This window comes from Marinobacter subterrani (assembly GCF_001045555.1).
GTDB classification, from domain to species: Bacteria; Pseudomonadota; Gammaproteobacteria; order Pseudomonadales; family Oleiphilaceae; genus Marinobacter; species Marinobacter subterrani.
Genome location: NZ_LFBU01000001.1, coordinates 2376975 through 2402139, shown reverse-complemented (window position 1 = coordinate 2402139; position 25165 = coordinate 2376975). Strand labels below are relative to the sequence as shown.

Genomic DNA, 25165 nt, shown 5'->3' with positions numbered 1-25165 from the left:
CCCCGGCACACAGTAATCGGCGAAAATACGCGCCTTATTTTGATCGTCCTTTAATCACTACGAATTCTTTTCCTGCAAAACACTGGAGAAACGTCAATGCCGTCTCGTAAAGATCTCGCCAACGCCATTCGCGCGCTGAGCATGGATGCGGTTCAGAAAGCCAAATCCGGCCACCCGGGTGCGCCCATGGGTATGGCGGATATCGCCGAGGTTCTGTGGAACGATTACCTGAGCCACAACCCGGCCAACCCTCAGTGGGCCAACCGGGACCGCTTCGTGCTGTCCAACGGTCATGGCTCCATGCTGCAGTACTCGCTGCTGCACCTGAGCGGTTACGACGTTTCCATTGACGACATCAAGAACTTCCGCCAGTTGCACTCAAAAACCCCGGGGCATCCCGAGTACGGTTACACGCCGGGCATTGAAACTACCACCGGTCCCCTGGGCCAGGGCATTGCCAACGCGGTGGGCTTTGCGATTGCCGAGAAGTCGCTGGCCGCGCAGTTCAACCGTCCGGGGCACGAGATTGTTAACCACTACACTTACGCGTTCCTGGGCGATGGCTGCCTGATGGAAGGTATTTCCCACGAAGTGTCGTCCCTGGCCGGCACCCTGGGCCTGGGTAAGCTCATCCTCTTCTATGATGACAACGGCATTTCCATCGATGGCGAAGTTGACGGCTGGTTTACCGACAACACGCCGCAGCGCTTCGAGTCCTATGGCTGGCAGGTGATTCCTGCAGTCGACGGCCACGATCCGGAGGCCGTTCGCGCAGCCATCGAGGCAGGTCGTGCCAATACCGGGCAGCCCACCCTGATCTGCTGCAAGACCATCATCGGCTTTGGTTCGCCCAACAAACAGGGCAAGGAAAGCTGCCACGGCGCGCCGCTGGGTGATGACGAAATCGCCCTGACCCGAGAGCAACTGGGCTGGCAGTATGGCCCGTTCGAGATCCCGGCCGACATTGCCAAAGCCTGGAATGCCCGTGAGAAAGGTGCCGCAGCTCAGTCCGAATGGGAGCAGAAGTTCGCCGCCTACGAGAAGGCCGAGCCCGAGCTGGCTGCAGAATTCAAGCGCCGAATGGCCGGTGACCTGCCCGCCGATTTTGCCGAGAAAGCCCAGGCCTATATCCAGGAGTGCCAGGACAAGGGCGAGACCGTCGCCTCCCGCAAGGCGTCCCAGAACACTCTGAATGCCTACGGCCCGCTGCTGCCGGAACTGATGGGTGGCTCTGCCGACCTGGCCGGTTCCAACCTGACCATCTGGTCTGGCACCAAGGGGCTGACCAAAGAAGATGCGAGCGGTAACTACATCTACTATGGCGTGCGTGAATTCGGCATGGCCGCCATCATGAATGGCATCGCCCTGCACGGTGGTTTCGTGCCCTACGGCGCAACTTTCCTGATCTTCATGGAATACTGCCGTAACGCCGTGCGCATGGCCGCGCTGATGAAGCAGCGCTCCATCTTCGTGTTCACCCACGATTCCATCGGCCTGGGCGAAGACGGCCCGACTCACCAGCCGATCGAGCAGATGGCCAGCCTGCGCACCACGCCCAACATGAGCATGTGGCGTCCGGCGGACACCGTTGAATCCGCAGTGGCCTGGAAAGCCGCTCTTGAGCGCACCGATGGCCCGACCGCCATGGTGTTCTCCCGGCAGGGCCTGCCGGCCCAGCCGCGCAATGCCCAGCAGTTGGCGGACGTGGCCAAGGGCGCCTATGTCCTGTCAGACAGCGAAGGCACCCCGGATCTGATCCTGATTGCCACCGGCTCTGAAGTCGGTCTGGCCCAGGATGCGGCCGACAAGCTGCGTGAGCAGGGCAAAAAGGTTCGCGTGGTTTCCATGCCCTCCACTGACGTGTTCGATGCCCAGAGCGCTAAGTACAAGCAGCAGGTACTGCCGCTCGACGTGACCAACCGCATCGCCATTGAAGCCGGCATCGCCGATTACTGGTACAAGTACGTGGGCCTGGACGGCCGCATCATCGGTATGACCACCTTTGGTGAGTCTGCGCCTGCGGGTGAGCTGTTCAAGGAGTTCGGCTTTACCGTCGACAATGTCCTGGAAGTGGCTGCGGAACTGCTGGACGCCTGATGACAGACTCCGCGCCTTTTCGCATTGCCATCAACGGGTACGGCCGGATTGGCCAGTGCGTGTTGCGTGCGCTCTATGAAAACGGCTTTCGTGACCATCTTCAGGTGGTCGCGATCAACGAGCTGTCGGATATCGCCACCATTGCCCACCTGACCCGATACGACTCCACCCATGGCCGGTTTCAGGGTGAGATTTCCGTCTCGGGCCAGGATCTGGTGGTCAATGGCGATGCTATCCGGGTGTTGCGCCACGCTGATCCGGCGGAGTTGCCCTGGCGCCTGCTGGATGTGGATCTGGTGCTTGAATGCTCCGGCGCCTTCTCTGATCGCGCCACGGCCCAGAAACACATCGATGCCGGCGCCAAACGCCTGCTGTTCTCGCAGCCTGCTGAGTCGGACGTCGACCGCACCGTGGTCTACGGCGTCAACCACAGCGATCTTGCCGCAGACGATGTCATTGTCGCCGCCGCCTCCTGCACCACCAACTGTCTGGTGCCGGTGATCAGGGTTCTGGACGAAGCCTTCGGCGTGGAGCAGGGCAGCACCACCACCATCCACGCCGCCATGAACGACCAGCCGGTGATCGACGCCTACCATCACCAGGATCTGCGCCGAACCCGCAGCGCCCTGCACAATATCGTTCCGGTAGAAACCGGCCTTGCGAAAGGCATTGAGCGGCTGCTGCCCAACATGGAGGGCAAATTCAGCTCGGTGGCCATGCGGGTTCCGACCATGAACGTCTCCGCCATCGACATGGTGGTGAACGTGCGTACGCCTACTGACGTGGCAACGGTTAACAAACTGTTAGAAGAGGCCGCAAACGGCCCGTTAAAGAGTATCCTCGGCTATACCGACGAACTACTGGCCAGCTCCGATTTCAACCACGACGCCCACTCAGGCGTGGTGGACGGCGGCCAGACCCGGGTATCCGGCGGCACCATGGTGAAAGTGCTGTGCTGGTTCGATAATGAGTGGGGGTTCGCGAACCGGATGCTCGATGTCAGCAAAAGCTGGCTGACGAAACACAAAACCTGATTGCCGGTTATCGCTGCGCTCGAACCGACCTACCGTAGGTCGGATTGAACCTAGTGAAAATCCGACAGTTGGCTGGAAAAGACTGAAAACGGGGTCAGATGAACGCTTTCATCTGACCCCATGTTCATGCAGACATAGGGAAGATTGTTATGGCCATCAAGAAAATGACCGACCTCAACCTCGCCGGCAAGCGAGTGCTGATCCGCGAAGACCTGAACGTCCCGGTCAAGGACGGCAAGGTATCCAGCGATGCCCGTATCCGTGCGTCACTGCCCACCATCAAGGCTGCCAGAGACGCCGGTGCTAAAGTCATGCTGATGTCCCACCTGGGCCGCCCGGAAGAGGGCGTTTACGATGAAGCTTCCTCCATGAAGCCCGTCGCCGATCACCTCACCAAAGTCCTCGGCCAGGAAGTGCGCCTGATCAAGAACTACCTCGATGGCGTTGAAGTCGCTGACGGCGAAGTGGTCCTGTTCGAGAACGTCCGCTTCAACAAAGGCGAGAAGAAAGACAACGAAGAACTGTCCCGGAAGTACGCCGCCCTGTGCGATGTCTACGTGATGGACGCCTTCGGCACCGCCCACCGCGCCCAGGCCTCCACCCATGGTGTGGCAAGATTTGCCCCCGAAGCCTGCGCCGGCCCCCTGCTGGCCGCCGAACTCGAAGCCCTGGGCAAAGCCCTGGATAACCCAGCCAAGCCGGTCGTTGCCATTGTTGGCGGCTCCAAGGTCTCCACGAAGCTGGACGTGCTGAATGCACTGGAAAAGGTTTGCGACTCCATCATCGTGGGCGGCGGTATCGCCAACACCTTCCTGGCGGCAGCCGGTCACCCGGTCGGCAAATCCCTGTGTGAGCACGACCTGATCGACACCGCCAAAGAGATCGCCAGCCGCGTTGAAATCCCCCTGCCGGTCGACGTGGTGGTTGCCAGCGAATTCGCCGAAACCGCCACCGCAACCGTCAAGAATATCTCCGACGTCAGCGACGACGACATGATCCTCGACGTAGGCCCGGAAACCGCCGGCGAGTTCGCGGAACTGCTGAAGAACGCCAAAACCATCCTGTGGAATGGCCCGGTCGGCGTCTTCGAATTCGACCAGTTCGGCAATGGCACCAAGGCGCTTGCTCACGCCATCGCCGAAAGCGATGCTTTCTCCCTGGCTGGAGGCGGAGACACCGTCGCCGCCGTTGACAAGTACGGTGTTGCTGACAAAATCTCGTATATCTCCACCGGTGGTGGCGCCTTCCTGGAATTTGTCGAAGGCAAAACGCTCCCGGCAGTAGCGGTACTGGAGGAGCGTGGCGCGTAAGGCGTTTTTCTTTAGCTAGATTCGCGAGGCTGGCGGAGGGGCTGGCTGCCCGTAACTGTGCGCAGCATGGATGCTGCGCTCAAGCCTACAGGGACGTATTCACGGCGTGTTCCGGGCAGTCAGCCCCTCCGCCAGCCGAAGCAGACTCCCAAGCCTGACCACAGGAGTCTGCAACAAAACAGAATTCAAACATCCAAAGTCCAAATGAAGGAGACGACCCATGGCCCTGATTTCGATGCGGCAAATGCTGGATCACGCCGCCGAGCATGGTTACGGTGTGCCAGCCTTTAACGTCAACAACCTGGAACAGATGCGCGCCATCATGGAAGCCGCCGACAAAACCGACTCCCCGGTGATTGTCCAGGCCTCCGCCGGTGCTCGTAAATATGCCGGCGCTCCCTTCCTGCGCCATCTGATCCTGGCGGCCATCGAAGAATTCCCGCACATCCCGGTGGTCATGCACCAGGACCATGGCACCAGCCCCTCCGTGTGCCAGCGCTCCATCCAGTTGGGCTTCAGCTCCGTGATGATGGACGGCTCCCTCGGTGAAGATGGTAAAACCCCCACCGACTACGAATACAACGTCGACGTGACCCGTCGCACCGTTGAAATGGCCCACGCCTGCGGTGTCTCCGTGGAAGGCGAGTTGGGCTGCCTGGGTTCCCTGGAAACCGGCCAGGCCGGTGAAGAAGACGGCATCGGCGCCGAAGGCACTCTGGACCACAGCCAGATGCTGACCGATCCCGAAGAAGCGGCGGATTTCGTCAAGAAAACCCACGTGGACGCCCTGGCCATCGCCATCGGCACCAGCCACGGCGCTTACAAGTTTACCCGCCCGCCCACAGGCGACATCCTGGCCATCGACCAGATCAAAGCCATCCACGCCCGCATCCCGGACACCCACCTGGTCATGCACGGCTCCAGCTCCGTACCCCAGGAGTGGCTGAAGATCATCAACGAATACGGTGGTGAGATCCCGGAAACCTACGGCGTACCGGTCGAGGAAATTGTAGAGGGCATCAAGCACGGCGTGCGCAAGGTCAACATCGACACCGACCTGCGTTTGGCCAGCACTGGCGCGGTCCGTCGCTTCCTGGCCGAAAACCCGGCCGAGTTCGACCCGCGGAAATTCCTCAAGGAAACCATGAAGGCCATGACCGAGGTGTGCATCGCACGCTACGAGGCCTTCGGCTGTGCCGGCAATGCCAGCAAGATCAAGCCGGTTAACCTTGAGCGTATGTTCGAGCGTTACGCTTCTGGCGAGCTGGACCCCAAGGTCAAGTAAGCTTAAGAGACCGAAACCTGATTGGCCTCCGTATCCCGGAGGCCTTTCTCGTTGTGGCGCCAGGCTGCCAGGAAAATCACCAGCCCGATGGTTGCCGTGGTGGCCCCCACGTAACCGGTCGATGACCAGCCGAAGCCTGCCGTGATGGCCATACCGGCCAGCCAGGGCCCGAGGGCATTGGCGACATTGAAGGCAGCATGGTGCGAGGCGGCCGCCAGGTTCTGGGCGCCATGGGCCACATCCATCAGGTGCGTCTGCAGTGCCGGGCCCAGAGAACCCATCATGGCGACCAGGAAACAGGCGACCAGTATTGCCGGCAGAGAACCGGTGGTGGAGGGAAACGCCAGCAGAATGCCGGCGCTCAGCAGCAGAATCACGCCAACAGCCCGGAACCCCAGCCGGTCGAACAGCCAGCCACCCAGCAGATTGCCGGTAAAACCACCCAGGCCGAATACCGCCATTGCCAGCGGAATCCAGTATTTCTGAACGTTCGTCACTTCCAGCAGTGTGGGCGCAAGGTAGCTGAACACGGCGAACATACCGGAAAAGCCGATGGCACCAATGGCCAGGGCGAACCAGATGCCGGCGCGATTGAACGCGCGGATTTCGCTGAACGATCCCCGGCGCTCTTCCTTCCGGTCAACCGGAAGCACACAGATCACCATGGTCAGTGTGATCACGGAAATCAGGCCCACGAATATATACACGTAACGCCAGTCCAGTGACTGCCCCATCCAGGCCGCCATGGGGTTCCCCAGCAGTAGCGCCAGTGTCAGACCCATCATCACCCGGCTCACTGCTTTCGCCCGTTGATGGACTGGCACCAGGGACGCCGCAACCAAGCAGGCCACGCCGAAATACGCCCCATGAGGGAGGCCGGCCACAAAACGTGCAATCATGACGCCGGTGTAGTCTTCGGCCAGCGCGCTCGCCAGGTTGCCCACCGCGTAGAAAGCCATCAGCCAGATCAGTAGCTGGCGCCGGAAAAAACGGGCCCCGATCACTGCCAGCAAAGGCGCACCCACGACGACTCCCAGCGCATAGGCACTGATCAGGTGTCCCACCTGGGGCTCGGTCACGCCCAGATCCTGCGAGACATTGGGCATCAGGCCCATGATGGCGAACTCACCGGTGCCGATCGCAAAGCCGCCCAGGGCGAGGGCGAATTCGATCAGGAAAATCCGGAAGCGTGTTGTTGGTACGCTGGTCAAAAGTCTCTCCCTGTGGCCGACAAGGCGGATGAAACCCTGAAGTGTGACGCCAACCCGGGCGATTCGCCATACGAATTACCACGGTGGCGGCAATTTTTGGTCAATCGCAAGGATTGATCTGGCGCAACAGCGGAACTCGCCGAGCTTGTAATTCTGGCGTTAGCGTCAACTATAGGTATCAGGGATCAACAAGTGATCAGCGATGATGATCAGTCATGAGGAGTGCCATGGACTTCAAGGACTATTACGCCGTACTCGGTGTGAGCGAGTCTGCCTCCGCCGAGGAAATCAAAAAGGCCTACCGCAAGCTGGCCCGGAAATACCATCCGGATGTCAGCAAAGAGGAAGACGCCGACACCAAGTTCAAGGATCTTGGTGAAGCCTACGAGGTATTGAAAGACCCCGAGAAACGGGCGGAATACGATCAACTGCGCAAATACGGCGCAAAAGCGGATGGCTCGTTTGAGCCGCCCCCCGGCTGGCAGAGTGCCTCCGGCTTTGGTGGCGGTGGTTACACCGAAGCGGATGCCCGCCAGTTCAGCGATTTCTTCGAGGAGATCTTCGGTGGCGGGCGTCGCGGTGCATCCGCCGGCGGCTTTGGCGGTGGCGGTTTCCGTCAGAACATGAGAATGCGCGGTGAAGACGTCCATGCCAGGATCGCACTGTTCCTGGAAGAGGCCTTCCATGGCTCCGACAAACAGGTGTCGTTTACCGTCCATGAAGCGGACCAGCATGGCCGGGTGGTTCCGCGGCAGAAGACCCTGAAGGTGAAGATTCCCGCCGGCATGCGTGAGGGCCAGCATATCCGCCTGAAAGGCCAGGGGGCGCCCGGTGTGGGCGGTGGCGAGCCCGGTGATCTGTTCATTGAAGTGGAATTCGCGCCGCATCCGCATTTCACTGTTGAAGGCCGTGATGTCCTGGTCACCGTGCCAGTGGCACCCTGGGAGGCTGCTCTCGGGGCAACGGTAACCGTGCCTACGGTCGGCTCGAAGGTGAATGTGAAAGTGCCCAGGGGCTCCACCAGTGGCCGCAAACTCCGGCTCAAGGGCAAGGGCTTCCCCGGTAAGCATCCTGGTGATCAGATCGTGGTTCTGCAGGTGACCATGCCCGAGAACCATAGCCCGGAAGCGGAGAAGCTCTATGAGCAACTGGCCGAAGCCGAGAAAAACTTCAATCCACGCAGCAAGCTTCACGTGTGAGCGGGAGTAGGGAATGAGTGAGCAAGATCATATTCTTACGGTAGAAGTGATTGACCAGGATGGCAGCACCTTCACCCTGCGTGAAATCTGTGAGCGTGGCGAGTGCCATGCCGAGTTTGTTATCAAGCTGGTCGACTACGGCATTATTGCGCCGCTGGAGGATACCCCGGAAGCCCTGCAGTGGCAGTTCAATGTCGCCGCCCTGAGCCGGTTGCGCAAAGCCCAGCGATTGCAGCGGGACCTGAAGATGAACCTGCCCGGCCTGGCCATGTCGCTGGAGTTGCTTGATGAGGTTGAGGACATGCGCCGGGAAGTGGCGCGGCTCAATCATCGGATACGGCAGTTGATGGGGGAGTAGAACTCCCCCGGTTATTTCTTTTCTTCCAGCGCCTGGATGTCGGCGTAGATTTTCTCCGCTTCCTCCATGAGGGTTCCGTGAGTCCTCAAATCGCCGTTGCGTTGGGCGTGCAGGGCCTTGGCGAGTTTGTCTTCATAGGCCTTCTGCAGCTTTTTTTTCGGATCACCCTTCAAAAATCCCAGCATGTTTCTGAACCTGTTTTGGCAGACTGTTCAAGCATTTACGTTTGCTACGCCAGAAAGTTCACAAACGCGCCTGGTCCAGGCGTACCTGGCCATTGTGGTATTCGTCAGTAAGCCGCTTCACCAGATCGGCGACGCTCAGCACGTCGTGGATCTGGCTCACGCCCTGGCCGGCCGACCAGACGGTCTTCCAGGCCTTGGCTTCATCGGCAATGGGCTTGAGCTTTTCGCCATAGTTGACTTCTCCGGCCTGGTTCAGCTTGTCCATCGGGAAGCCTGCAGCTTCCAGGCTCTGGCGCATAAAGCTGGCGGGTATGCCGGACACCGCCGGGGTGTGAATAATATCACCGGAGACCGCCTCGATGATCATGTTCCGGTAGGCATCGTCCGCCTGGGACTCACGGGTGTTGATAAACCGGGTGCCCATGTAGGCGAGGTCTGCGCCGAGGGCCTGTGCCGCCAGCAGGTCTTCGCCATGGGAGAGCCCGCCGGCCAACAGGATGGTGCCGTCAAACACTTCCCGGATTTCATGCACCAGCACAAACGGGTTGATGGTGCCGGCATGGCCGCCGGCGCCAGCCGCCACGGCGATGATGCCGTCGACACCAGCCTGCGCCGCCTTGCGGGCATGCTTCTGGTTGGTCACATCATGGAATACCAAACCGCCGTACCCGTGAACCGCTTCCACCACCTGGCTGGCGGCGCCCAGGGAGGTAATAACGATGGGCACCTGATGTTTCACACACAGCTCCAGATCCGCCTGCCAGCGCGGGTTGGTACGGTGAACAATCAGGTTTACGGCATAGGGCGCTGTTTTTACAGTCGGGTTCGCGCTTCGAAATGCAGCCAGCTCTTCGTTCATCTGGCTCAACCAGTCCTCGAAACCTTCGCTGGTGCGCTGGTTCAGGGCCGGAAAACTCCCGATAATGCCCTGCTTGCAGCAGGCCAGGGCAAGCTCTGGCCCCGAGATCAGGAACATGGGGGCGGCAACCAGGGGCAGGGTAAGCGTGTCTTGCAGGGAATCGGGCAATGGCATGACGATACCTTCATTTTCCTTGGAACTTTTGTAGGATATAAATGATCTTAGCGTGCCGGGCTGGTTCCAGAAACGATCACCAGCTTTTTAATTCGGGAAGTCCAGAACCATAACAAGGAGCCCCTCAATGGGTGAAGCCAAACGTCGCAAGGAAACCGGAGCGCCGCCTCCCGCCAGGTCGAAATCGAAAAAGCCGCTTTATACCGGCATCGTCGTGCTCGTGCTTGTGGCCATAGGCCTCGGAATGGCGTTCCTGACAGCGTCACCGGATCCAACCTCAGACGAATTGCCGGTGGCTGCTGCTGATGCCGCGCCTTTCCCGGCGCAGCTGGACCAGTACGGGGTCGCTGTCGGGCCCGAAGACGCCCGGGTTGTGGTACGCGAGTTTGCGGATTTCCAGTGTCCGGCCTGTGGCAGCTTCTACTCAGCGAGCAAACAGCTGAAAGAGAAGTATGTGGACACCGGCAAGGTCCGCTTTGTCTACTTCGACCTGCCACTGCAGCAGCACGCCAATGCCATGCCGGCCGCCCAGGCGGCACGTTGCGCAGGAGACCAGAATGCCTACTGGAAGATGCATGATCGCCTGTTCGAGAGCCAGACAGAATGGAGTGGCTCCAATGATCCGGTGGCCACCTTCACTCGCTACGCGGTTGACCTCGGTCTGGAAGAACGCCGCTTCCGGACCTGCATGACCACGGAGCTTCACCGGGAGGCGGTGGAGCAGAGCCGTCAGGTGGCCATGCAATTGCGGGTAACCAGCACTCCGACTGTTCTGGTGGATAACATCCGCCTCACGCGTCCTGGCTGGGGGCAGCTCTCAGCGGTTGTGGAGCGTGAGCTCGCCAGCGAGACAGATTGATGGCCGCATAATCCGCACTTGATCGTGAGCCTGAGATGGTTAAAATTTGCGCCCTCTCGGGCTCTGGCCTCTGAGATCTTTTAATAAGCCCCGAACCCATGCCCCGGATTTACGGTCCGGCCCGCAGGAGAAGATGATGAGCGACAACGTTGTTGTCTGCGCACTGTACAAGTTCGCAGTCCTGAATGATTACAAATCCCTCCGCCAGCCCCTGCTGGACCTGATGCTCGAGAAAGACGTGCACGGCACGTTGCTGCTTGCGCGGGAGGGCATCAACGGCACCGTCGCCGGCAGCCGCGAAGGCATTGATGCGGTGAAAGCGTGGATCGCCAGCGACGAGCGGTTTGACGGCATTGATTACAAAGAGTCCTTCGTGGACATCCAGCCGTTCAAACGCACCAAGGTAAAGCTCAAGAAAGAGATCGTCACCATGGGGGTGGACGGAATCGATCCGAAGCGCATTGTTGGCACCTATGTGGAGCCGAAGGAATGGAACGATCTGATCTCCGATCCGGACGTGGTGCTGGTAGATACCCGCAATCAGTACGAAGTGGAAATCGGCACCTTTAAAAACGCCGTCAACCCGGCTACCGATACCTTCCGTGAGTTCCCGGAATACGTGAAGCAGAACCTGGATCCCTCCAGGCACAAGAAGGTGGCCATGTTCTGCACCGGCGGGATCCGTTGCGAGAAATCCACGGCTTATCTCAAGGAGCAGGGTTTCGAGGAGGTGTATCACCTCAAGGGTGGCATCCTGAAGTATCTGGAGGAGGTGCCCGAAGAGCAGAGCCTGTGGCACGGGGAGTGCTTCGTGTTTGATGACCGGGTAACTGTCAACCACCGGCTGGAGCGAGGTGATTTTGATCAGTGCCATGCCTGCCGCCGGCCGATCACCGAAGAGGACAAGCAGCGCCCGGAGTATGAGCAGGGTGTCAGCTGTCATCAGTGCATTGATTCACTGACCGAAGCGCAGAAAGCCCGGTTTGCCGAGCGTGAGCGGCAGATGCGTCTGGCCGAGCAGCGCGGCGAGGCCCACGTTGGCGGTGAGGCCGCGCGCATCATTGCTGAGCGCAAGGCCCGGAAAAAGGCGGAAAGAGAACGTCAGGCCCGGAAAAGCCTGGATGGCGAGAGGGCGAGAAGCACCGAAGGGGCCTGACCAACCCGAAAGGAGACCTCATGGATTTACGACAGGCTGTAGCCATTACCGCAGTAGCTATCGCACCTTTGGCCAATGGGCAAGAGGCCGATAACTGGCAGGGCGAAACCGAGCTGGGCGTGTTGATTACTTCAGGCAATACCGAAGAGACCAATATCAAAGGCCGCCTAGGCCTGATCCATGAAGTCGAAACCTGGCGTAACACCGGTGAATTCCGGGCTAATTATTCCGAGACCGAAGACGAAACCACCGCCGAAAAATATCAGGCTGCCCTGGAGACCAATTACAAATTCGCTAAGAACCAGTATTGGTTTCTCCGGGGCTCTTATGTGGACGATCGCTTTTCCGGCTACGATTTTGAGTCCACGGTCTCCACCGGTTATGGCCACCGGGTCTGGACCTCTGGCGAGCGTTCCTTTCTTGATCTCTCCATCGGTGGCGGTTACCGCTACAACAAGCTGGAAATGGTGAACGCCCGGGGTGAAGATACCGAAGATGAGGCGATTGCCCGTCTGGCAGGCCAGTTTAATTATGCCCTGTCCACCAACTCCCTGTTTCAACAGAAGCTCAGCACGGAAATCGGCCTGGAAGACAACAACCGTGTGACCGAGTCGGAAACGTCACTGCAGGCGAACGTGGTGGGCAATCTTTCCATGAAGGCCGCGTTTCGGGTGAAGCACCGGTCAGATCCTCCGGCGGGCTCTGAAAGCACCGATACCGAAACCTCGCTCTCGCTCCTCTACGGTTTCTGATTGAACGCGTGGACTTGGGGTCAGACGTTGTTTCTAAGCCCCAGTTCGTCCGGGTAAGGCGTGAGGTACTGCTGGGCATGCAGGTAATCTACCGGCTCCCGCCGCTGGGCCATGCGCAGCAGGGTCATGGGCACCACCAGTGGCACCTCTCCTCTGCGGTAAGCCTCCATCTGCTCCATCAGAACCTTGCGGTCCTCATCGCCCATGGAACCCCGCAGGTAGCCCATCACGTGCTGCATGGCGTTCATGTGCGAACCCCGGCTGACCCTCTGGCTCATGGCTTCCATGAACAGGTGGATATAGCGCCCGGCAATATCTTCCAGCGGCTCCGATTTCAGGTCTCCAAGCATGGGACCGAGCTGCCGGTAAATTTTCTCTGAGTGGGCCAGAAGCTGGAACTTGTGTCGGGTGTGAAATTCAATCAACGCCCTGGCTGAGAGCTTGTCGCTGGCGACATTCTGCATCCAGTCATCGTAGGCAAACACCCGCTCAATAAAGTTTTCCCGGAGCATGTCGTCATTGAGGCGCCCTTCTTCTTCCACCGGCATCAGCGGATAGGCATTCAGTAGTGCCTCGGCGAACATCCCGCGGCCGTCCCGGCGGGTAACCTGACCTTTCTCGTTGTGCACCTTGATGCGCTCCATACCGCAACTCGGTGACTTGGCCATCAGGATGTAACCCCGAAGATCCGCCAGAGTGGGCAGAACCTGGTGGATAAAGCCCTGCATGGTGTCCGTGTGATCCGCCGTGCCTTTGGTTTCAATCAGCTGCAGGCCATCGCTGTATTCGCGCAGGTGAATGGCGGGGCGGGGCACACCCAGACCCGCTTCCAGCTCCGGGCAGATGGAACGAAACTCAAAATGCTTTGACAGCACCTGGGTGCAGTAGCGGGAATGCTTGTGTCCGCCGTCATGGCGAACTTCCTTGCCCAGCAGGCAGGTGCTGATTCCGACGGGGATGCCGCTCACGTTACTCTCCGATAAGGAAGCCGGCCCGATCAAAGAGTCGGTCCAATGGCTAAAACGGTTTCTGTAATACGTGAATTCAGTCTAGCCCGATCACGGTGATGGCGAAAACTGTAACCATACCTATGCCTGTTTGCTGCCAGTCCGGTTCCGCTTCTTGGCAAACATGGCCAGGGTGGTGGCGTAAATGGTGCGCACATCGGCAGCGAACTGTTCCACGGAATAATCTTTGGCGAAATCCAGCGCCTGCGCAGCCAGCTTCTCCCGCAGCTCATCGTCTTCCAGGAGTCTTTTTACCTGTGCCCGCCACTGGTCCTGCTTCTCCGGCGTCTTGAAGCCATTGAATCCGTGCCGTACCACATCCTCTATGCCACTGGAGCGCACGGCCACCACCGTCAGGCCGGCGGCCATTGCTTCCAGGATCACCATACCCTGGGTTTCGGACTTGGAGGCAAACAGGAAGGCGTCACCCAACCGGTACCAGGTGGCCATGTCTTCCGGGGGAACGGCGCCCACCAGAGTGAAATGCTGTTGCAGCCCCAGTTCCTCTATCTTCGCTTGCAGGCGCTCTTTCTGGTGGCCATCGCCGATCATCAGGAACCGGAAGGGCACATCAGTCTCCTGCCGGAGGGCGTCAATCGCCTCAATCATGAAATCGATGTTTTTCTCGTTGGATAACCGGGAAACGCTGATAAACACTTTCTCGTCGCCCAGATTGAGCCTGTTCCGCAGCTGATCCATCTCCTCCGGGCGAACATCCTGAAAGCGCTGGTATTCAATGCCGGTGGGCTGCACGAACGTCGGTGTTTTCACCCCGATCATCCGCAGGTATTCCTCAGTGGAGTAGGTCGGCACGATTACGCCGTCACACTTGTTGGCAAAGCGCTTGATCAGGGCGTGGGAGATCAGGTTTCGGAACAGCATGCCCGGCAGCGGCACAAAATGAGCGTAGTGCTCCAGGCGGGTGTGATAGGTGTAGATAGCCGGCACCTTCAGCCGACGGGCAACAAACAACCCCAGGGAACCCAGCCAGAAGGGGTGGTGCAGGTGAATAATATCGGGCTTGAAGGCGCGAAGCCGTTTACGGATCCGGCCCAGGAAAATGTTGGCCAGCCGGAACTCCCGGTCCTCACCCATGGCAAGCAGCGAGGGCACCCGGAGCACGTGGGCTTCGGTCTCCGGCTGGCCCTTGTAGCGGGGCGCCACAACCAGCAGTTTGTCCCCGAGATCTTCGAGACCCCGGCGCAACCGTTCAATTGAAATGGGTACGCCGCCGATAAAGGGCAGGTAGTTGTTGGTAAACATGGCGATTCGAAGCTGGCGTTCCAGCCAGGGCGCCGGATCCAGGTCGTAATCCGGATAATAGTCCTTGCCGATGAAAATGGCGCCGTAGAGCTTGATCGCAAGGGCGGCAAACACCGCAACAATCAGCAGAAAATTGAGGTAGCCGGTGTAGAACAGGGAGTAGATAAAGAACCAGAGGCTCTCCAGGCGCTTGAGAATCGGGTGCTGGCCCACCGTCACGCGCTGCAGGCTATGGCTTACCTCACCATTGGCGCCCACATTCACCCGCACGTAGTGGTAGAAACTGATGTCGTTATTCATCACCAGGCCGCCGGCGCCTCCGGTCGTTATGAAGGTGGTGCCGCCTACCGCCTGTTCCGAGTACAAAGACAGGTTGGCGGAAAATACCAGATCGATGTCGTGGGTTTTCGCGGTCTTGAGCAGTGCGTCCCGGAACTCGGGCGGCGCCAGATAGTCTTCTTTCTGGTCAAAGGGGGCGTCTTTATCGGGGTGCAGGGGCGGATGCCCGATAAACAGGATTCTTGCCTCGGACGTGTCCCGCTCCAGCAGTTCTTTCAGCCAGCGCATCTGCCATCGCCAGGGTGTCTTGCCGGTGCTGTCCAGGAATATCAGCCGGGCGTTACCCGCCTGAATGCTGAAAAAGTGTGGGCCGAAGTGGTCATAGAACCGGAAACTGCCAAAATCCTCGTATTCGTGGGCTCCGAAGGTAAGCAGGTAGGGAATATCCAGGTGGCTCAGTGTGCCGTACAGGGCGCGGTACTTGTCCTCACCGCCACCGCTGACGGCATTGCCGGCAGACACGAGTAAGTCGATTCCGGAATTGTTCAGCTCGGGAATGATGCGATCTTCAAACACCCCCACCGAGTTATTGATGTTGCCCACCACGGCGAAGCTGAAGGGCTTGCCGGGCTCGATCTGGCGATCAATCCGCTCGACCTGCTCGGTATGAATCCCTTCAAAATCCTCGGTGAACAGATTCAGGTAAACCTTGTAACCTACCAGTAGAACGACCACCAGCAGGCACAGGTAGAACAGAAGTTTCAGCGGGTTTCGGAAAATCATCCGGCGCTCCTGCGATTGGCGATCAGCTCCCTCTGGAAAACCACCAGCCCGATTATCATGCCCAGGTAGATAGTGAGCAAACGCCAGCCGACAATCACCAGTATCAGGTGATTACCCGAGAGAATATCCTGGAAGAAGCTGCCGAAAACACCCTCGGAAATGCCGGAAGCACCGGGCGTGGGGGAAAAATACATGATGAACGTGGTGACCACCAGCAGCCCCAGGGAAATCAGATAATCCACACTATAGCCCAGCCAGTAGATCAGCAGCGCAGGAAAACTGAACAGGCTGAGCAGAAAAACCGCCGTAAAAAGAATGGACAGAACCACGAACAGCGGCCGGCCGCGAAGGTAGTCGCTGAAGCTGCCGGAGAATCGCAGCATCTCTCGCCGGGCCTTGAACTGCCAGCGCCGGTGGCGGGGTTCGCTGATCAGGTGCATCCGGCGGGCCGTGCTCAGAAGTTGGGTGAGTGGGCCGATCAGCCACTGGGTCTGGAACAGCAGAACGGCGAAGAACCCGAGGTAGATGAGGATAAAGATCGCCAGGGCCGTGCCGACGCTTCCGGTGATGGCGTGGTCCTGCAGCGCATCCAGTGTCAGCAAAAATACCGGCGTCAGGGAGAAGATGAATATGACTGCCAGAACCGTCCGGATGGTGGTGGCTGCGGTGGCTGTTCCCACGGGGATGCCGCGATTGTGAAGATACCAGATCTGCGCGAAGCCGCCCCCCGTCGCCATAGGGGTAATGTTGGAGAAAAAGATATTGATGAACACCAGCCGGAACATGGTCGGCAAGGGCAGGCGGTGGCCGAGTGCCCTGAGCGTGAAGTAGAGGCGCAGACCGTCTGACATGAAGTAGATCAGCAAAAGACCGATGATGGAAAGCACCGCCGCCGGCCGGATCAGCCGGGGATCAAATGTAATACTGCGCCCGGCAAACTGGTCGTACACGGTATACAGGCCGGCGGCGGTCAGCCCAACGAACAAAAGGCTGAACACCGCCAGCCGTGGCCAGGAGGTGCCGCTGGAGTAGTTGATGTCTGTCGTTTCGGTCATGGGCTGCCCGTCAGAGTAAGACGGGCAGTTTACAGGGTAGGGTATGGTTGGTGTCCAGTGTCGGACTAGTGGCCATAGACCATCATGGTGGTATCGGTGATGGCAAAGTCTGTGAACTGCACGCTACCGATACTGGTGCCACCTATCTTGAATACGGGCATATCGATATCCGCCCGGAACTCCACCTCGTGCACCGACAGGCCCTCGTTGCCAGATGCGGCGCTGGTGCCCCGCGACAGTTTCGCCGTTGCACTGGCCATCCCGAAATGCCCCAGGGTGTCGTCGCCCCGGCGGTTATGAATCTGCAGCCCCTCAATGCCCACCGCGGCGAAGTTGAACAGGAGAATCACATCAGCGGCATCCCAGTTCAGGCTGCCGTTGGTTATCTCGAAGTGGGTGTCCAGTTGCAGTTCCGAACCGGACACCTGATTACCGTTCGCCAGGGTGCGGGTGGAGCTGCCACCGTTACGGATCACCAGGTCGGTAGGGCCGATATAGCCCTGCAGCAGAATATCGGAAAACAGCGTGGCCGAACCTTCGCTGCCGGTGCTTGTCACGCTATCCACGGCGAGCTCAAAATCCACCGCCTGCAGATAGTCGTCCAGGCTGGTCGGGTCGCCGTAACTGGTCGCACCCAGGTGCATCACCAGATCACCGCTCCCGAACTGCTTGCCAAAAGAGCCGGCGACAGAATACTTTGCCAGAGCATCGGCCACATCCGGATTGGTTGGGTCCAGCAACCCCGCATTGGCTCGGCGGGCTATCTCGGAGAACCCATGCTCAAGCACCTCTCCATCGCCGGCAATATCAATAGTCAGCTTCATGTTGTCCAGAACTGTATCGTTCTGACCGGATAACCGCAGCCCGTTCACATTCAATGAACCCTCGTCGGTCCAGCTCAGCCGGTCAATGCTGAGTTTGGTTTCCAGCTCAATGGTCACCCCCGCCTGCCCGGTAATACCGGCCAGGGCGCCATCGTTCATCGGTTGGAACTCCGCCATCGCCGGCAACGGCAGGACCAGGGCGAGAACCCAGGCTGAAAGCGCAGCAGGCGTGGCTTTTATTCGGTGGCAGGTGTGTGACTGAGTCATGGTGGCCCCAAAAGTACGGTTTATTATTGTGAGCGGAGAGCGTTAAAACACTCACCGGGCTGCAGGGGGACAGCACAACCAATGCAGCAGCAACTGAGTCTTGTTACAGATTGTTACGATAAGCCGCCGGGGGACAAAGGTCTGTGAGCGGGATCACAATCCCCCCTTGAAATCCCGCTGAAACGAACACAGTTATAATGGTTGAATCCTGCGTAAAAAAGGGAAAACCAAAATGCCCAAGCATTTCGAACAGGCCCCCGGCCTCCATGACGAAGCGGTACCCGAGACCGAGGGTTACGTATTCAACCAGACCATGATGCGCATCAAGGAACCTGAGCGCTCCATGGACTTCTACACCCGAGTGATGGGCATGCGCCTGGTTCGCAAACTGGACTTTCCGGAGATGAAGTTCACCCTGTATTTCCTGGGTTACCTGGATGACCGCCAGGCCGGCCTGGTGCCCCATGATGACGCCCACCGCACCACGTACACCTTCGGCCGCGAAGCCATGCTCGAGCTCACTCACAACTGGGGCACCGAAGACGACAACGATTTCGCCTATCACAATGGCAACGACGAGCCCCAGGGCTTTGGCCACATTGGTATTGCGGTACCGGATGTGTACGCCGCCTGCGATCGCCTGGAAAGGCTGGGTGTGGAATTCGTGAAAAAGCCGGACGACGGCAAGATGAAAGGCCTGGCCTTTATCAAGGACCCGGACGGCTACTGGATCGAAATCCTGCAGCCCGACATGCTTGAGAAGCAGCGCAAAGAGAGCTGATCCTCAAAGCCAACCGGGTCTGCTCAGTCCGCACCGGTCTCCTCCGGGCCGGACGCGGGTTTGCTGCCGTAGCGGGAGGCGACGATCACCGCTACGGTAAGGATCAACGCGCCGGCAATGCCGATAGGCCCCAGTATCTCCTCCAGGAACACCCAGGCCAGCAGGGCCACGAACAGGGGTTCCAGAGTCACGATGATGCTCGAGAGCGTGGCCGGTGTGGTTCTCATGCCGCTGAAGAAGCTCACATAGCCAATGCAGGTCGGCACCACGCCGATATAGCCCACCATCAGCCAGTGTCTTAACTCCAGGCTGCCCAGGCCTTCGAACCCGCCACTGAGTGCCACCACCGGCAACAGGATCAATGCTGCCGTAAAGAAGCAGATAAACGCCGTGGTAAACACTGGCGTGCCGGCGGAACTGTAGCGGCTGGTGAGGGTAAAGCCGGTGTAAACGCTGGCGGCCAGCAACGCCATCATGATGCCGGCAAGGCGCAGGGTACCGCTGGTGTCCATATCGCTCAGCACCAGCATGGCGGTACCGGCAATGGCCGCGATCAGTGAGAGAACCGTAAGCATACCGGGTTTTTCCCCCAGCAGGGGCGCGGCAAGAATGGCCACCAGCACCGGGGGCAGACAGAGGGCAATCAGGGTGGCAATGCCGGCACCGGTGAGGTCTACCGCCAGCAGGTAGCTGCCCTGGTAGAACGCCTGGAACAGTCCCAGAGCGGCGAGCGGAAGCAGGGCTTTGAGCGTCAGGCTTCGTAGTGAGCTGCCCGGCACCATGCTGCCGTGGCTGGCGCGCTCAAGGCGAGCCTGCTCCCGCCGCATCAGCAGCCAGAAAAACGGCAACGCCACCACCAGCCTCAGAAAGCCCAGGGTGATGGGCTGCAGTGCGGTGCCGGTGAACAGGAATTTCGCAACAATACCCGTGGTCGCCCAGAGCAGGGCAGCCAGGGCGATGAGCAGGGCGCCTCGGATCATTCAATAACCAGTACAATCAACTCTTTGGGGCCGTGAACACCGTAAGCAAGGGTTTGTTCGATGTCGGCGGTTTTGGAAGGGCCAGAGATTAACAGGGCATTGGTCGGCATGCCAGCGGCCCAGTTCTGCGCCTTCATGGCCTCATGGAAGGTGGTATAGAGTTCCGAGGCCTTGAGGATAGCAATGTGCACGGGCGGTACCAGGCTCATGAGCCGCGGTTCATCGACCGTCGGCCAGAGGATCAGCGAGCCGGTTTCGGCAATCCCACCCCGGGTGGAGGTGATGCTGGCCTCCACTTCATTGAACAGATGCGCCTGCCAGCTTTCAATGGGCTCATCGTAGATCAGCAGTTCCGGCAGATCGTTACGGCCGGCATTACGCAGCGACTGGCCGATGTCGTGAGACTTCGCCACCAGCAGGTTGCGGGCACCCCGGGTGGACAGGATTTCGGCAAGGCGATCCATCCAGCTATCTTCGGTGCAGCGGTGAACTTCCCCATGGACCGACTCGATCATTTTCTCGAACCGTTCAATGCGCTCCTCCGTGGACCAGTCTGGCCGCTCAAGCACGGAAAAATCGCACGCCGGTACCGTCAGCTCGCCACCAGTGCGGTTGCGCAGGCGCTGCAGAATCGTTTCCCGGGAACTCATTGGCCGCGCTCCTTCATCCGTTGGTGCAGGGTTTTGGCGGCCAGTTTTGGCGCCGTGCGATAGTCGGTCCAGGCCCCGGCACTGGCGGGCTGCAGGGCTCTCAGTTTGCTGGCGGCACCGGTGCCGAAACGGTAGAACCCGGGGCTGGCGTGCATCCAGGCCCAGCCTTTCCAGATCATGGCTTCCATGGTCCCGCGCTTGGCGCCGTGGCCCCGGACCTTGGCCGGGTGCAGCTTGTCGCCGTCCACCGATTCCTGGCGCAGCCGCACCAGCAGATCCGGGATGGGGATTTTTACCGGGCACACTTCGCCGCAGGCGCCGCACAGGCTGGACGCGGTGGGCAGGTGGCGGCCTTCATCCAGACCAATCAGGTGTGGCATCAGGATCTTGCCGATCGGGCCCGGATAGGTGGTGCCGTAGGTATGGCCGCCCACCCGGGTGTACACCGGGCAGTGGTTCATACAGGCGCCGCAGCGGATGCAGCGCAGGGTGTCGAGCAGCTCGTCGTCCTGGTAGATGGACGAGCGGCCGTTGTCCACCAGCACCAGATGGACTTCCTCGGGGCCGTCCAGCTCCTCGGCCTTGCGCGGGCCGGAAATCATGTTGAAATAGGTGGTGATGTGCTGGCCGGTGGCCGAACGGGTGAGCAGGGCCAGCAGGCCGGTGACGTCCTCCAGGGTTGGCACCACCTTCTCGATACCGGTCACGGCAATGTGGCATTTGGGGACCGTGGTGGTCATCCGGCCGTTGCCTTCGTTTTCCACCAGGCACAGGGTGCCGGTTTCCGCCACCGCAAAATTGACTCCGGAAACCCCCACATCCGCGTTCATGAACTTTTCCCGCAGCTGCAGGCGGGCGCTGGCGGTGAGGTATTCCACATCGTTGGAAAGATCGGTGCCGGTTTTGTCGTGCAGTAACTGGGAAATCTCACCGGTATTCTTGTGAATCGCCGGCATGATGATGTGCGAGGGAGTTTCATCGGCCAGTTGCACGATGTATTCTCCCAGGTCCGATTCCAGTGCCTCGATACCCTCGTGCTCCAGGTAATGGTTCAGTTCCATTTCCTCGGACACCATGGACTTGCCCTTGATCACCGTCTTGGCATCCCGGGCCTTGCAGATAGCGGTAACGATCCGGCAGGCTTCATCGCCGTCCACTGCCCAATGCACCTTGACTCCGTTCTCGGTGAGCTTGGCCTCAAGCTGCTCCAGAAGATCCGGCAGGTTGGCAAGCGCCCGCATACGGATGTTGGCACCCAGATCCCGCAGGGTCTCCAGATCCCAGCCCTCGAATGCCGCCTTGCGCTTGGCCATCAGCCCGTCCATGGCGCTGCGGAAATTCTTGCGGATCTTCGGATTTTGAATGGCCGCCTGGGCGCGGGGGTGGAACTGTTTTACGTCAATGTGATGGCCAGTGTGCTCGGCTGTTTCGCTCATGACTGCTGCCCCCCTTTGCCCTGCGTTCGCGCCCAAAGGAAACTGAGAATGTGCTGGCCCTCAAGGGGTTTCTGGTTCTTCTCGGCGTAGCCGGCAATGTTCATCAGGCAGCCGCAATCGGTGGTGACAAACTCTTTGGCGCCGGTGTCCACCAGGGTGTCCACCTTCTCGCTCACCATGGCCCCGGAAATCTCCGGGTGGCGAACGGCAAAGGTACCGCCGAAGCCGCAGCATTCCTCCGGGCGGATCTGCTCCACCAGGTTCACGTTCTTCAACTGGCCCAGCAGTTTCGGACCTACTTCCGCCACGCCCATTTCACGGCGGGCAGAGCAAGAGGTGTGCATCGCCACGGTGGTAGGCTCGCCCAGATCTTCCAGCTTGATGTGGCAGACGTTGAGCAGGAAGTCGGTGAGTTCCCAGACCCGCCCGGCAATGCCGGCTGCTTTCACTTCGTCCGTTGTGTCCTTGAACAGGGCCGGGTAATGCTTGCGCATCATGCCGCCACAGGAACCGGAGGGCACCACAATCGGCCAGTCGTCCGGGAACAGATCCAACTGGGCTTTGGCCACCGAACGGGCCTCGTCATGGTAGCCGGAGGTGTAGGCCGGCTGGCCGCAGCAGGTCTGGTTTTGCGGGAACAGCACTTCAATGCCTTCCCGCTCCAGCAGTTCCACTCCGGCAATACCCGCATCCGGGTAGAACATGTCCACCAGACAGGTGCCGTAGAAATAGACTTTCGCAGGTTTTGATGGGTAAACCTTGATGGGATCAACCATGTGCCAACACTCAACGGAATTTGAATTGTTATCCGGTAATCATAGGGTGGCGAACGCGTTGTTGCTAGGCGACTTTAGGGGCACTTGGATGTCAGTCATTTCCTTTAACTGAAGCCAGCTTTGAGTCCCCGCTCAAAGGTGTTTGCAGCGCCTGTCGGAGAGAATTGCCTGAGAGCCCTTTAGCCAGCAGAAAGTGCAGCTTGGCGAAGGCCGCTTCCGGGGTAAGATCTGCACCGGGAACGACCCCGATCCTGTCCAGAGCCGCGCCGGAGGCATAGGCCTTCTGGGCCACCCGGCCTTGCAGGCACTGACTGACATTCAGAACCGCAATGCCGCGCCCTATCCCCTGCGCTAAAACCCGGACCAGACTGGTGTCCGCGTCCGGAGCATTGCCGGCACCATAGCTATGGATAATAAGCCCTTTCAACTCTGGTAATGCCAGGGTCGCTTCAACGAGGGCGGCGGGCATGCCCGGGTACAGTGTAAGGGCCGCCACGGACCGGGGGTTAAACGTGGGTATCTGAAAATCCGGCTTCCCGGGGGCAAGGAGCAGATCGTGCCGCAGGTCCAGGTCGATGCCACCCTGGCCAAGCCGGGGCGCATTGGGGGAATCGAACGCATCCAGTTCACTGGTCTTCAGTTTCCGGGCACGGTTGCCCCGGAGCAGGTTACCGCGGAAGTACAGGCAAACTTCTGCAATCTCTGAGGACGACGCCAGAATCAGCGAGGTGATGACATTGTCCAGAGCATCGGTACGGGACTGCTCAAGCGGGATCTGCGACCCGGTCAGGATGACCGGCTTGTTGCAGCCATTGAGCATGTAGGAGATGGCCGAGGCGGTGAAGGCCATAGTGTCCGTGCCATGCAGCACCACAAAGCCATCATAGTGATCCCAGTTCTTTGCAAGCACCCGCGCCATGGTCGTCCAGTTTGCAGGTGTCAGGTTTGCACTGTCGATGAGCTGGTCCAGTTCGACCACATCGAACTGCGGTAATTCGCTGCGTCTTTGTCCGAGGTGGCGGGCCAGTCGTGCGCTGAAATCCGGGCCCGGAACATAAACACCGTTGGAGGAGACCATGCCGATGGTCCCTCCAGTGTAGAGCACCATTACCCGGGGGTTCACAGGTCGTCGCCGGCAGGTGCAAGCATGGCCCGGGGGCTGAGCAGGCGGTCCAGCTCACCGGCATCCAGCAGGCCTTCTGCCAGCACCAGTTCCCTTACCGTGGAGCCGGAATTCAACGCCTTCGAGGCGATTCGCGTGGCGTTGGAATATCCGAGCCTCGGAACGAGAGCGGTGATAATCCCGATGCTGTTGTCCAGATGCCGTGCGCATTGCTCGGTGTTGGCGCGAATCCCTTTAATGCATCGTTCGTCGAGCATGCTGCAGGCAGAGCCAAGCATTTTCATGGAGTTGAGCAGGTTGTAGACGATCAACGGCTCCATGGCGTTGAGCTGAAGCTGTCCGGCTTCGGCTGCGAGGGTCACGGCCAGGTCGCTGGCAATCACCTGATAGGCAGTTTGGTTCACCGCCTCGGGGATAACCGGGTTGACCTTGCCAGGCATGATGGAGGAGCCCGGCTGCATGGGAGGCAGGAAGATTTCTCCCAGGCCCGTGCGGGGGCCCGAGGAGAGCAGCCGGAGGTCGTTGCACATCTTGCCCAGCTTCACCGCAAAGCGTTTGAGGATGCCGGAAAACAGCACAAAGGCACCCATGTCGGATGACGCCTCCACCAGGTTGCTCGCAGAAACGAGGGGTTTTCCGGAAATTTCAGCGAGGTAGTTGACCGCAAGAGCCTGGTAACGAGGATGGGTATTGATGCCCGTGCCAATTGCGGTTCCACCAAGGTTTACTTCGCAGAGCAATCGACTGGCTTCGTGCAGGCGGTCGATATCTTCGCCAAGGTTGACGGCGAAGGCCTCGAACTCCTGGCCCAGGGTCATCGGTACAGCGTCCTGCAACTGGGTGCGCCCCATCTTGACCACCTCCGAGAACTGCCGTCCTTTCTGTTCAAGGCTTTTCCTGAGGTCAGTGATGACCTGCTCCAGCGGTTCCGCGGCAAACTGCACGGCGAGGCACACTGCGGTGGGGTAGGCGTCATTGGTGGACTGCGAGCGATTGACGTCGTCATTCGGATGAAGCTGGTGGTACTCGCCTTTGCCATGGCCGAGTTTCTCCAGGGCCAGGTTTGCAATCACCTCGTTGGCATTCATGTTGGTTGAGGTGCCTGCGCCGCCCTGAATGAGGTCCACTACGAACTGGTCGTGTAAGTGGCCGGCGATGATGTCATCGCATGCGGCCATGATGGCTTCGGCTTTGCGGGGCGCCAGAGCTCCCAAGTCGCGGTTAGCCATCGCGGCCGCTTTTTTCACCATGACCAATGCCCGGACAAAGTCAGGGAAATGGCTGATGGGAACGCCGGTGATTGAAAAGTTATCCAGGGCGCGCTGGGTCTGAATACCGTACCAGGCATCGGCCGGAACGGGGAGATCGCCAAGGAGATCATGTTCAATGCGAGTGTTCATGCTACGGGATATTTCCTTGAAGTCAGGCAACAAGTCTGGTTAAAGGCGGCCCCGGGAGGGGC

At 59.4% G+C, this 25165-nt stretch carries 23 protein-coding genes; 10 read left to right on the top strand and 13 right to left on the bottom strand.

From position 1 onward, the window contains the following. Positions 1–96 precede the first annotated feature (96 nt). The 4 genes from tkt to fba all read left to right on the top strand — a co-directional run bounded on the left by tkt (position 97) and on the right by fba (position 5726). Entirely contained in the window at positions 97–2097 is a 2001-nt protein-coding gene (gene tkt, locus msub_RS11230) for a transketolase (RefSeq protein ID WP_048496099.1), read from the top strand. Continuing rightward, positions 2097–3131: a type I glyceraldehyde-3-phosphate dehydrogenase gene (gene gap / locus msub_RS11225; RefSeq protein ID WP_048496098.1), complete on the top strand. Its 1035-nt coding sequence runs from the start codon at positions 2097–2099 to the stop codon at positions 3129–3131. Before tkt ends, gap begins: the two co-directional genes overlap by 1 nt. A gap of 149 nt (positions 3132–3280) precedes the next feature. Then, positions 3281–4441: a phosphoglycerate kinase gene (locus tag msub_RS11220; protein WP_048496097.1), complete on the top strand. Its 1161-nt coding sequence runs from the start codon at positions 3281–3283 to the stop codon at positions 4439–4441. 220 nt (positions 4442–4661) lie between these two features. Then, positions 4662–5726, top strand: a complete 1065-nt coding sequence (gene fba / locus msub_RS11215; protein ID WP_048496096.1) for a class II fructose-bisphosphate aldolase — start codon at positions 4662–4664, stop codon at positions 5724–5726. A 2-nt stretch (positions 5727–5728) separates the two neighbouring features. Here fba and msub_RS11210 read toward each other — a convergent pair whose 3' ends face one another. Further along, the gene (locus msub_RS11210; RefSeq protein ID WP_048496095.1) at positions 5729–6937 is read right to left on the bottom strand and encodes an MFS transporter; all 1209 of its coding nucleotides are present in this window, start codon (positions 6935–6937) and stop codon (positions 5729–5731) included. A 227-nt stretch (positions 6938–7164) separates the two neighbouring features. On the opposite strand from msub_RS11210, the gene msub_RS11205 reads away from it, so the two are divergent. Continuing rightward, positions 7165–8136 (top strand): DnaJ C-terminal domain-containing protein, encoded by a 972-nt coding sequence (locus msub_RS11205; RefSeq protein WP_048496094.1) that lies wholly within the window; start codon positions 7165–7167, stop codon positions 8134–8136. Positions 8137–8149: 13 nt separating this feature from the next. Further along, a complete protein-coding gene (locus msub_RS11200; RefSeq protein ID WP_048496093.1) occupies positions 8150–8494 on the top strand; it encodes a chaperone modulator CbpM in 345 nt (114 codons plus the stop codon). 11 nt (positions 8495–8505) lie between these two features. On the opposite strand, the gene msub_RS21575 is transcribed toward msub_RS11200, so the two are convergent. Both msub_RS21575 and msub_RS11195 read right to left on the bottom strand, forming a co-directional pair. Then, positions 8506–8679 carry a DUF6435 family protein gene (locus tag msub_RS21575; RefSeq protein WP_156182752.1) on the bottom strand — a complete coding sequence of 58 codons (174 nt, stop codon included), beginning with the start codon at positions 8677–8679 and terminating at the stop codon, positions 8506–8508. A 58-nt stretch (positions 8680–8737) separates the two neighbouring features. Further along, positions 8738–9712: an NAD(P)H-dependent flavin oxidoreductase gene (locus msub_RS11195; protein ID WP_048496092.1), complete on the bottom strand. Its 975-nt coding sequence runs from the start codon at positions 9710–9712 to the stop codon at positions 8738–8740. Between the two features lie 127 nt (positions 9713–9839). Here msub_RS11195 and msub_RS11190 point away from each other — a divergent pair, with 127 nt between their 5' ends. The 3 genes from msub_RS11190 (at position 9840) to msub_RS11180 (ending at position 12479) form a co-directional block, all read left to right on the top strand. After that, positions 9840–10571 (top strand): DsbA family protein, encoded by a 732-nt coding sequence (locus msub_RS11190; protein WP_048496091.1) that lies wholly within the window; start codon positions 9840–9842, stop codon positions 10569–10571. A 136-nt stretch (positions 10572–10707) separates the two neighbouring features. After that, positions 10708–11727 (top strand): oxygen-dependent tRNA uridine(34) hydroxylase TrhO, encoded by a 1020-nt coding sequence (gene trhO, locus msub_RS11185; RefSeq protein ID WP_048496090.1) that lies wholly within the window; start codon positions 10708–10710, stop codon positions 11725–11727. A 20-nt stretch (positions 11728–11747) separates the two neighbouring features. Continuing rightward, positions 11748–12479 (top strand): DUF481 domain-containing protein, encoded by a 732-nt coding sequence (locus msub_RS11180; protein ID WP_048496089.1) that lies wholly within the window; start codon positions 11748–11750, stop codon positions 12477–12479. A 20-nt stretch (positions 12480–12499) separates the two neighbouring features. Here the strand turns inward: msub_RS11180 and msub_RS11175 are convergent, their stop codons facing one another. The 4 genes from msub_RS11175 to msub_RS11160 form a co-directional block, all read right to left on the bottom strand. Next, on the bottom strand, positions 12500–13447 hold the full coding sequence (locus msub_RS11175) for a YbgA family protein (RefSeq protein ID WP_048496088.1): 948 nt from the start codon (positions 13445–13447) through the stop codon (positions 12500–12502). 120 nt (positions 13448–13567) lie between these two features. Beyond that, positions 13568–15811 (bottom strand): glycosyltransferase, encoded by a 2244-nt coding sequence (locus tag msub_RS11170; protein ID WP_048496087.1) that lies wholly within the window; start codon positions 15809–15811, stop codon positions 13568–13570. Beyond that, entirely contained in the window at positions 15808–16866 is a 1059-nt protein-coding gene (locus tag msub_RS11165; protein WP_048496086.1) for a lysylphosphatidylglycerol synthase transmembrane domain-containing protein, read from the bottom strand. The genes msub_RS11170 and msub_RS11165 overlap by 4 nt, the downstream gene beginning before the upstream one ends. 65 nt (positions 16867–16931) lie before the next feature. Then, positions 16932–17957 (bottom strand): DUF6160 family protein, encoded by a 1026-nt coding sequence (locus msub_RS11160; protein ID WP_048496085.1) that lies wholly within the window; start codon positions 17955–17957, stop codon positions 16932–16934. A 232-nt stretch (positions 17958–18189) separates the two neighbouring features. On the opposite strand from msub_RS11160, the gene gloA reads away from it, so the two are divergent. After that, positions 18190–18738 (top strand): lactoylglutathione lyase, encoded by a 549-nt coding sequence (gloA, locus tag msub_RS11155; protein WP_048496084.1) that lies wholly within the window; start codon positions 18190–18192, stop codon positions 18736–18738. Positions 18739–18761: 23 nt separating this feature from the next. On the opposite strand, the gene msub_RS11150 is transcribed toward gloA, so the two are convergent. The 6 genes from msub_RS11150 to msub_RS11125 form a co-directional block, all read right to left on the bottom strand. Continuing rightward, the gene (locus msub_RS11150) at positions 18762–19718 is read right to left on the bottom strand and encodes a DMT family transporter (RefSeq protein ID WP_048496083.1); all 957 of its coding nucleotides are present in this window, start codon (positions 19716–19718) and stop codon (positions 18762–18764) included. Further along, positions 19715–20368 carry a LutC/YkgG family protein gene (locus msub_RS11145; protein ID WP_048496082.1) on the bottom strand — a complete coding sequence of 218 codons (654 nt, stop codon included), beginning with the start codon at positions 20366–20368 and terminating at the stop codon, positions 19715–19717. The genes msub_RS11150 and msub_RS11145 overlap by 4 nt, the downstream gene beginning before the upstream one ends. Continuing rightward, positions 20365–21804, bottom strand: a complete 1440-nt coding sequence (locus tag msub_RS11140; protein WP_048496081.1) for a LutB/LldF family L-lactate oxidation iron-sulfur protein — start codon at positions 21802–21804, stop codon at positions 20365–20367. Before msub_RS11140 ends, msub_RS11145 begins: the two co-directional genes overlap by 4 nt. Then, on the bottom strand, positions 21801–22580 hold the full coding sequence (locus msub_RS11135; protein ID WP_048496080.1) for a (Fe-S)-binding protein: 780 nt from the start codon (positions 22578–22580) through the stop codon (positions 21801–21803). The genes msub_RS11140 and msub_RS11135 overlap by 4 nt, the downstream gene beginning before the upstream one ends. A gap of 91 nt (positions 22581–22671) precedes the next feature. Continuing rightward, positions 22672–23703: a type I asparaginase gene (locus msub_RS11130; protein WP_048496079.1), complete on the bottom strand. Its 1032-nt coding sequence runs from the start codon at positions 23701–23703 to the stop codon at positions 22672–22674. Then, positions 23700–25115 (bottom strand): aspartate ammonia-lyase, encoded by a 1416-nt coding sequence (locus tag msub_RS11125; RefSeq protein ID WP_227506798.1) that lies wholly within the window; start codon positions 25113–25115, stop codon positions 23700–23702. The genes msub_RS11130 and msub_RS11125 overlap by 4 nt, the downstream gene beginning before the upstream one ends. Between the last annotated feature and the right edge of the window lie 50 nt (positions 25116–25165).

Bases quoted from the DNA above. Each gene is read 5' to 3' on its own strand.
- tkt (WP_048496099.1), top strand. From the start codon at position 97: ATGCCGTCTCGTAAAGATCTCGCCAACGCCATTCGCGCGCTGAGCATG.
- gap (WP_048496098.1), top strand. From the start codon at position 2,097: ATGACAGACTCCGCGCCTTTTCGCATTGCCATCAACGGGTACGGCCGG.
- msub_RS11220 (WP_048496097.1), top strand. From the start codon at position 3,281: ATGGCCATCAAGAAAATGACCGACCTCAACCTCGCCGGCAAGCGAGTG.
- fba (WP_048496096.1), top strand. From the start codon at position 4,662: ATGGCCCTGATTTCGATGCGGCAAATGCTGGATCACGCCGCCGAGCAT.
- msub_RS11205 (WP_048496094.1), top strand. From the start codon at position 7,165: ATGGACTTCAAGGACTATTACGCCGTACTCGGTGTGAGCGAGTCTGCC.
- msub_RS11200 (WP_048496093.1), top strand. From the start codon at position 8,150: ATGAGTGAGCAAGATCATATTCTTACGGTAGAAGTGATTGACCAGGAT.
- msub_RS21575 (WP_156182752.1), bottom strand. From the start codon at position 8,679: ATGCTGGGATTTTTGAAGGGTGATCCGAAAAAAAAGCTGCAGAAGGCC.
- msub_RS11195 (WP_048496092.1), bottom strand. From the start codon at position 9,712: ATGCCATTGCCCGATTCCCTGCAAGACACGCTTACCCTGCCCCTGGTT.
- msub_RS11190 (WP_048496091.1), top strand. From the start codon at position 9,840: ATGGGTGAAGCCAAACGTCGCAAGGAAACCGGAGCGCCGCCTCCCGCC.
- trhO (WP_048496090.1), top strand. From the start codon at position 10,708: ATGAGCGACAACGTTGTTGTCTGCGCACTGTACAAGTTCGCAGTCCTG.
- msub_RS11180 (WP_048496089.1), top strand. From the start codon at position 11,748: ATGGATTTACGACAGGCTGTAGCCATTACCGCAGTAGCTATCGCACCT.
- msub_RS11170 (WP_048496087.1), bottom strand. From the start codon at position 15,811: ATGATTTTCCGAAACCCGCTGAAACTTCTGTTCTACCTGTGCCTGCTG.
- msub_RS11165 (WP_048496086.1), bottom strand. From the start codon at position 16,866: ATGACCGAAACGACAGACATCAACTACTCCAGCGGCACCTCCTGGCCA.
- msub_RS11160 (WP_048496085.1), bottom strand. From the start codon at position 17,957: ATGACTCAGTCACACACCTGCCACCGAATAAAAGCCACGCCTGCTGCG.
- gloA (WP_048496084.1), top strand. From the start codon at position 18,190: ATGCCCAAGCATTTCGAACAGGCCCCCGGCCTCCATGACGAAGCGGTA.
- msub_RS11150 (WP_048496083.1), bottom strand. From the start codon at position 19,718: ATGATCCGAGGCGCCCTGCTCATCGCCCTGGCTGCCCTGCTCTGGGCG.
- msub_RS11145 (WP_048496082.1), bottom strand. From the start codon at position 20,368: ATGAGTTCCCGGGAAACGATTCTGCAGCGCCTGCGCAACCGCACTGGT.
- msub_RS11140 (WP_048496081.1), bottom strand. From the start codon at position 21,804: ATGAGCGAAACAGCCGAGCACACTGGCCATCACATTGACGTAAAACAG.
- msub_RS11135 (WP_048496080.1), bottom strand. From the start codon at position 22,580: ATGGTTGATCCCATCAAGGTTTACCCATCAAAACCTGCGAAAGTCTAT.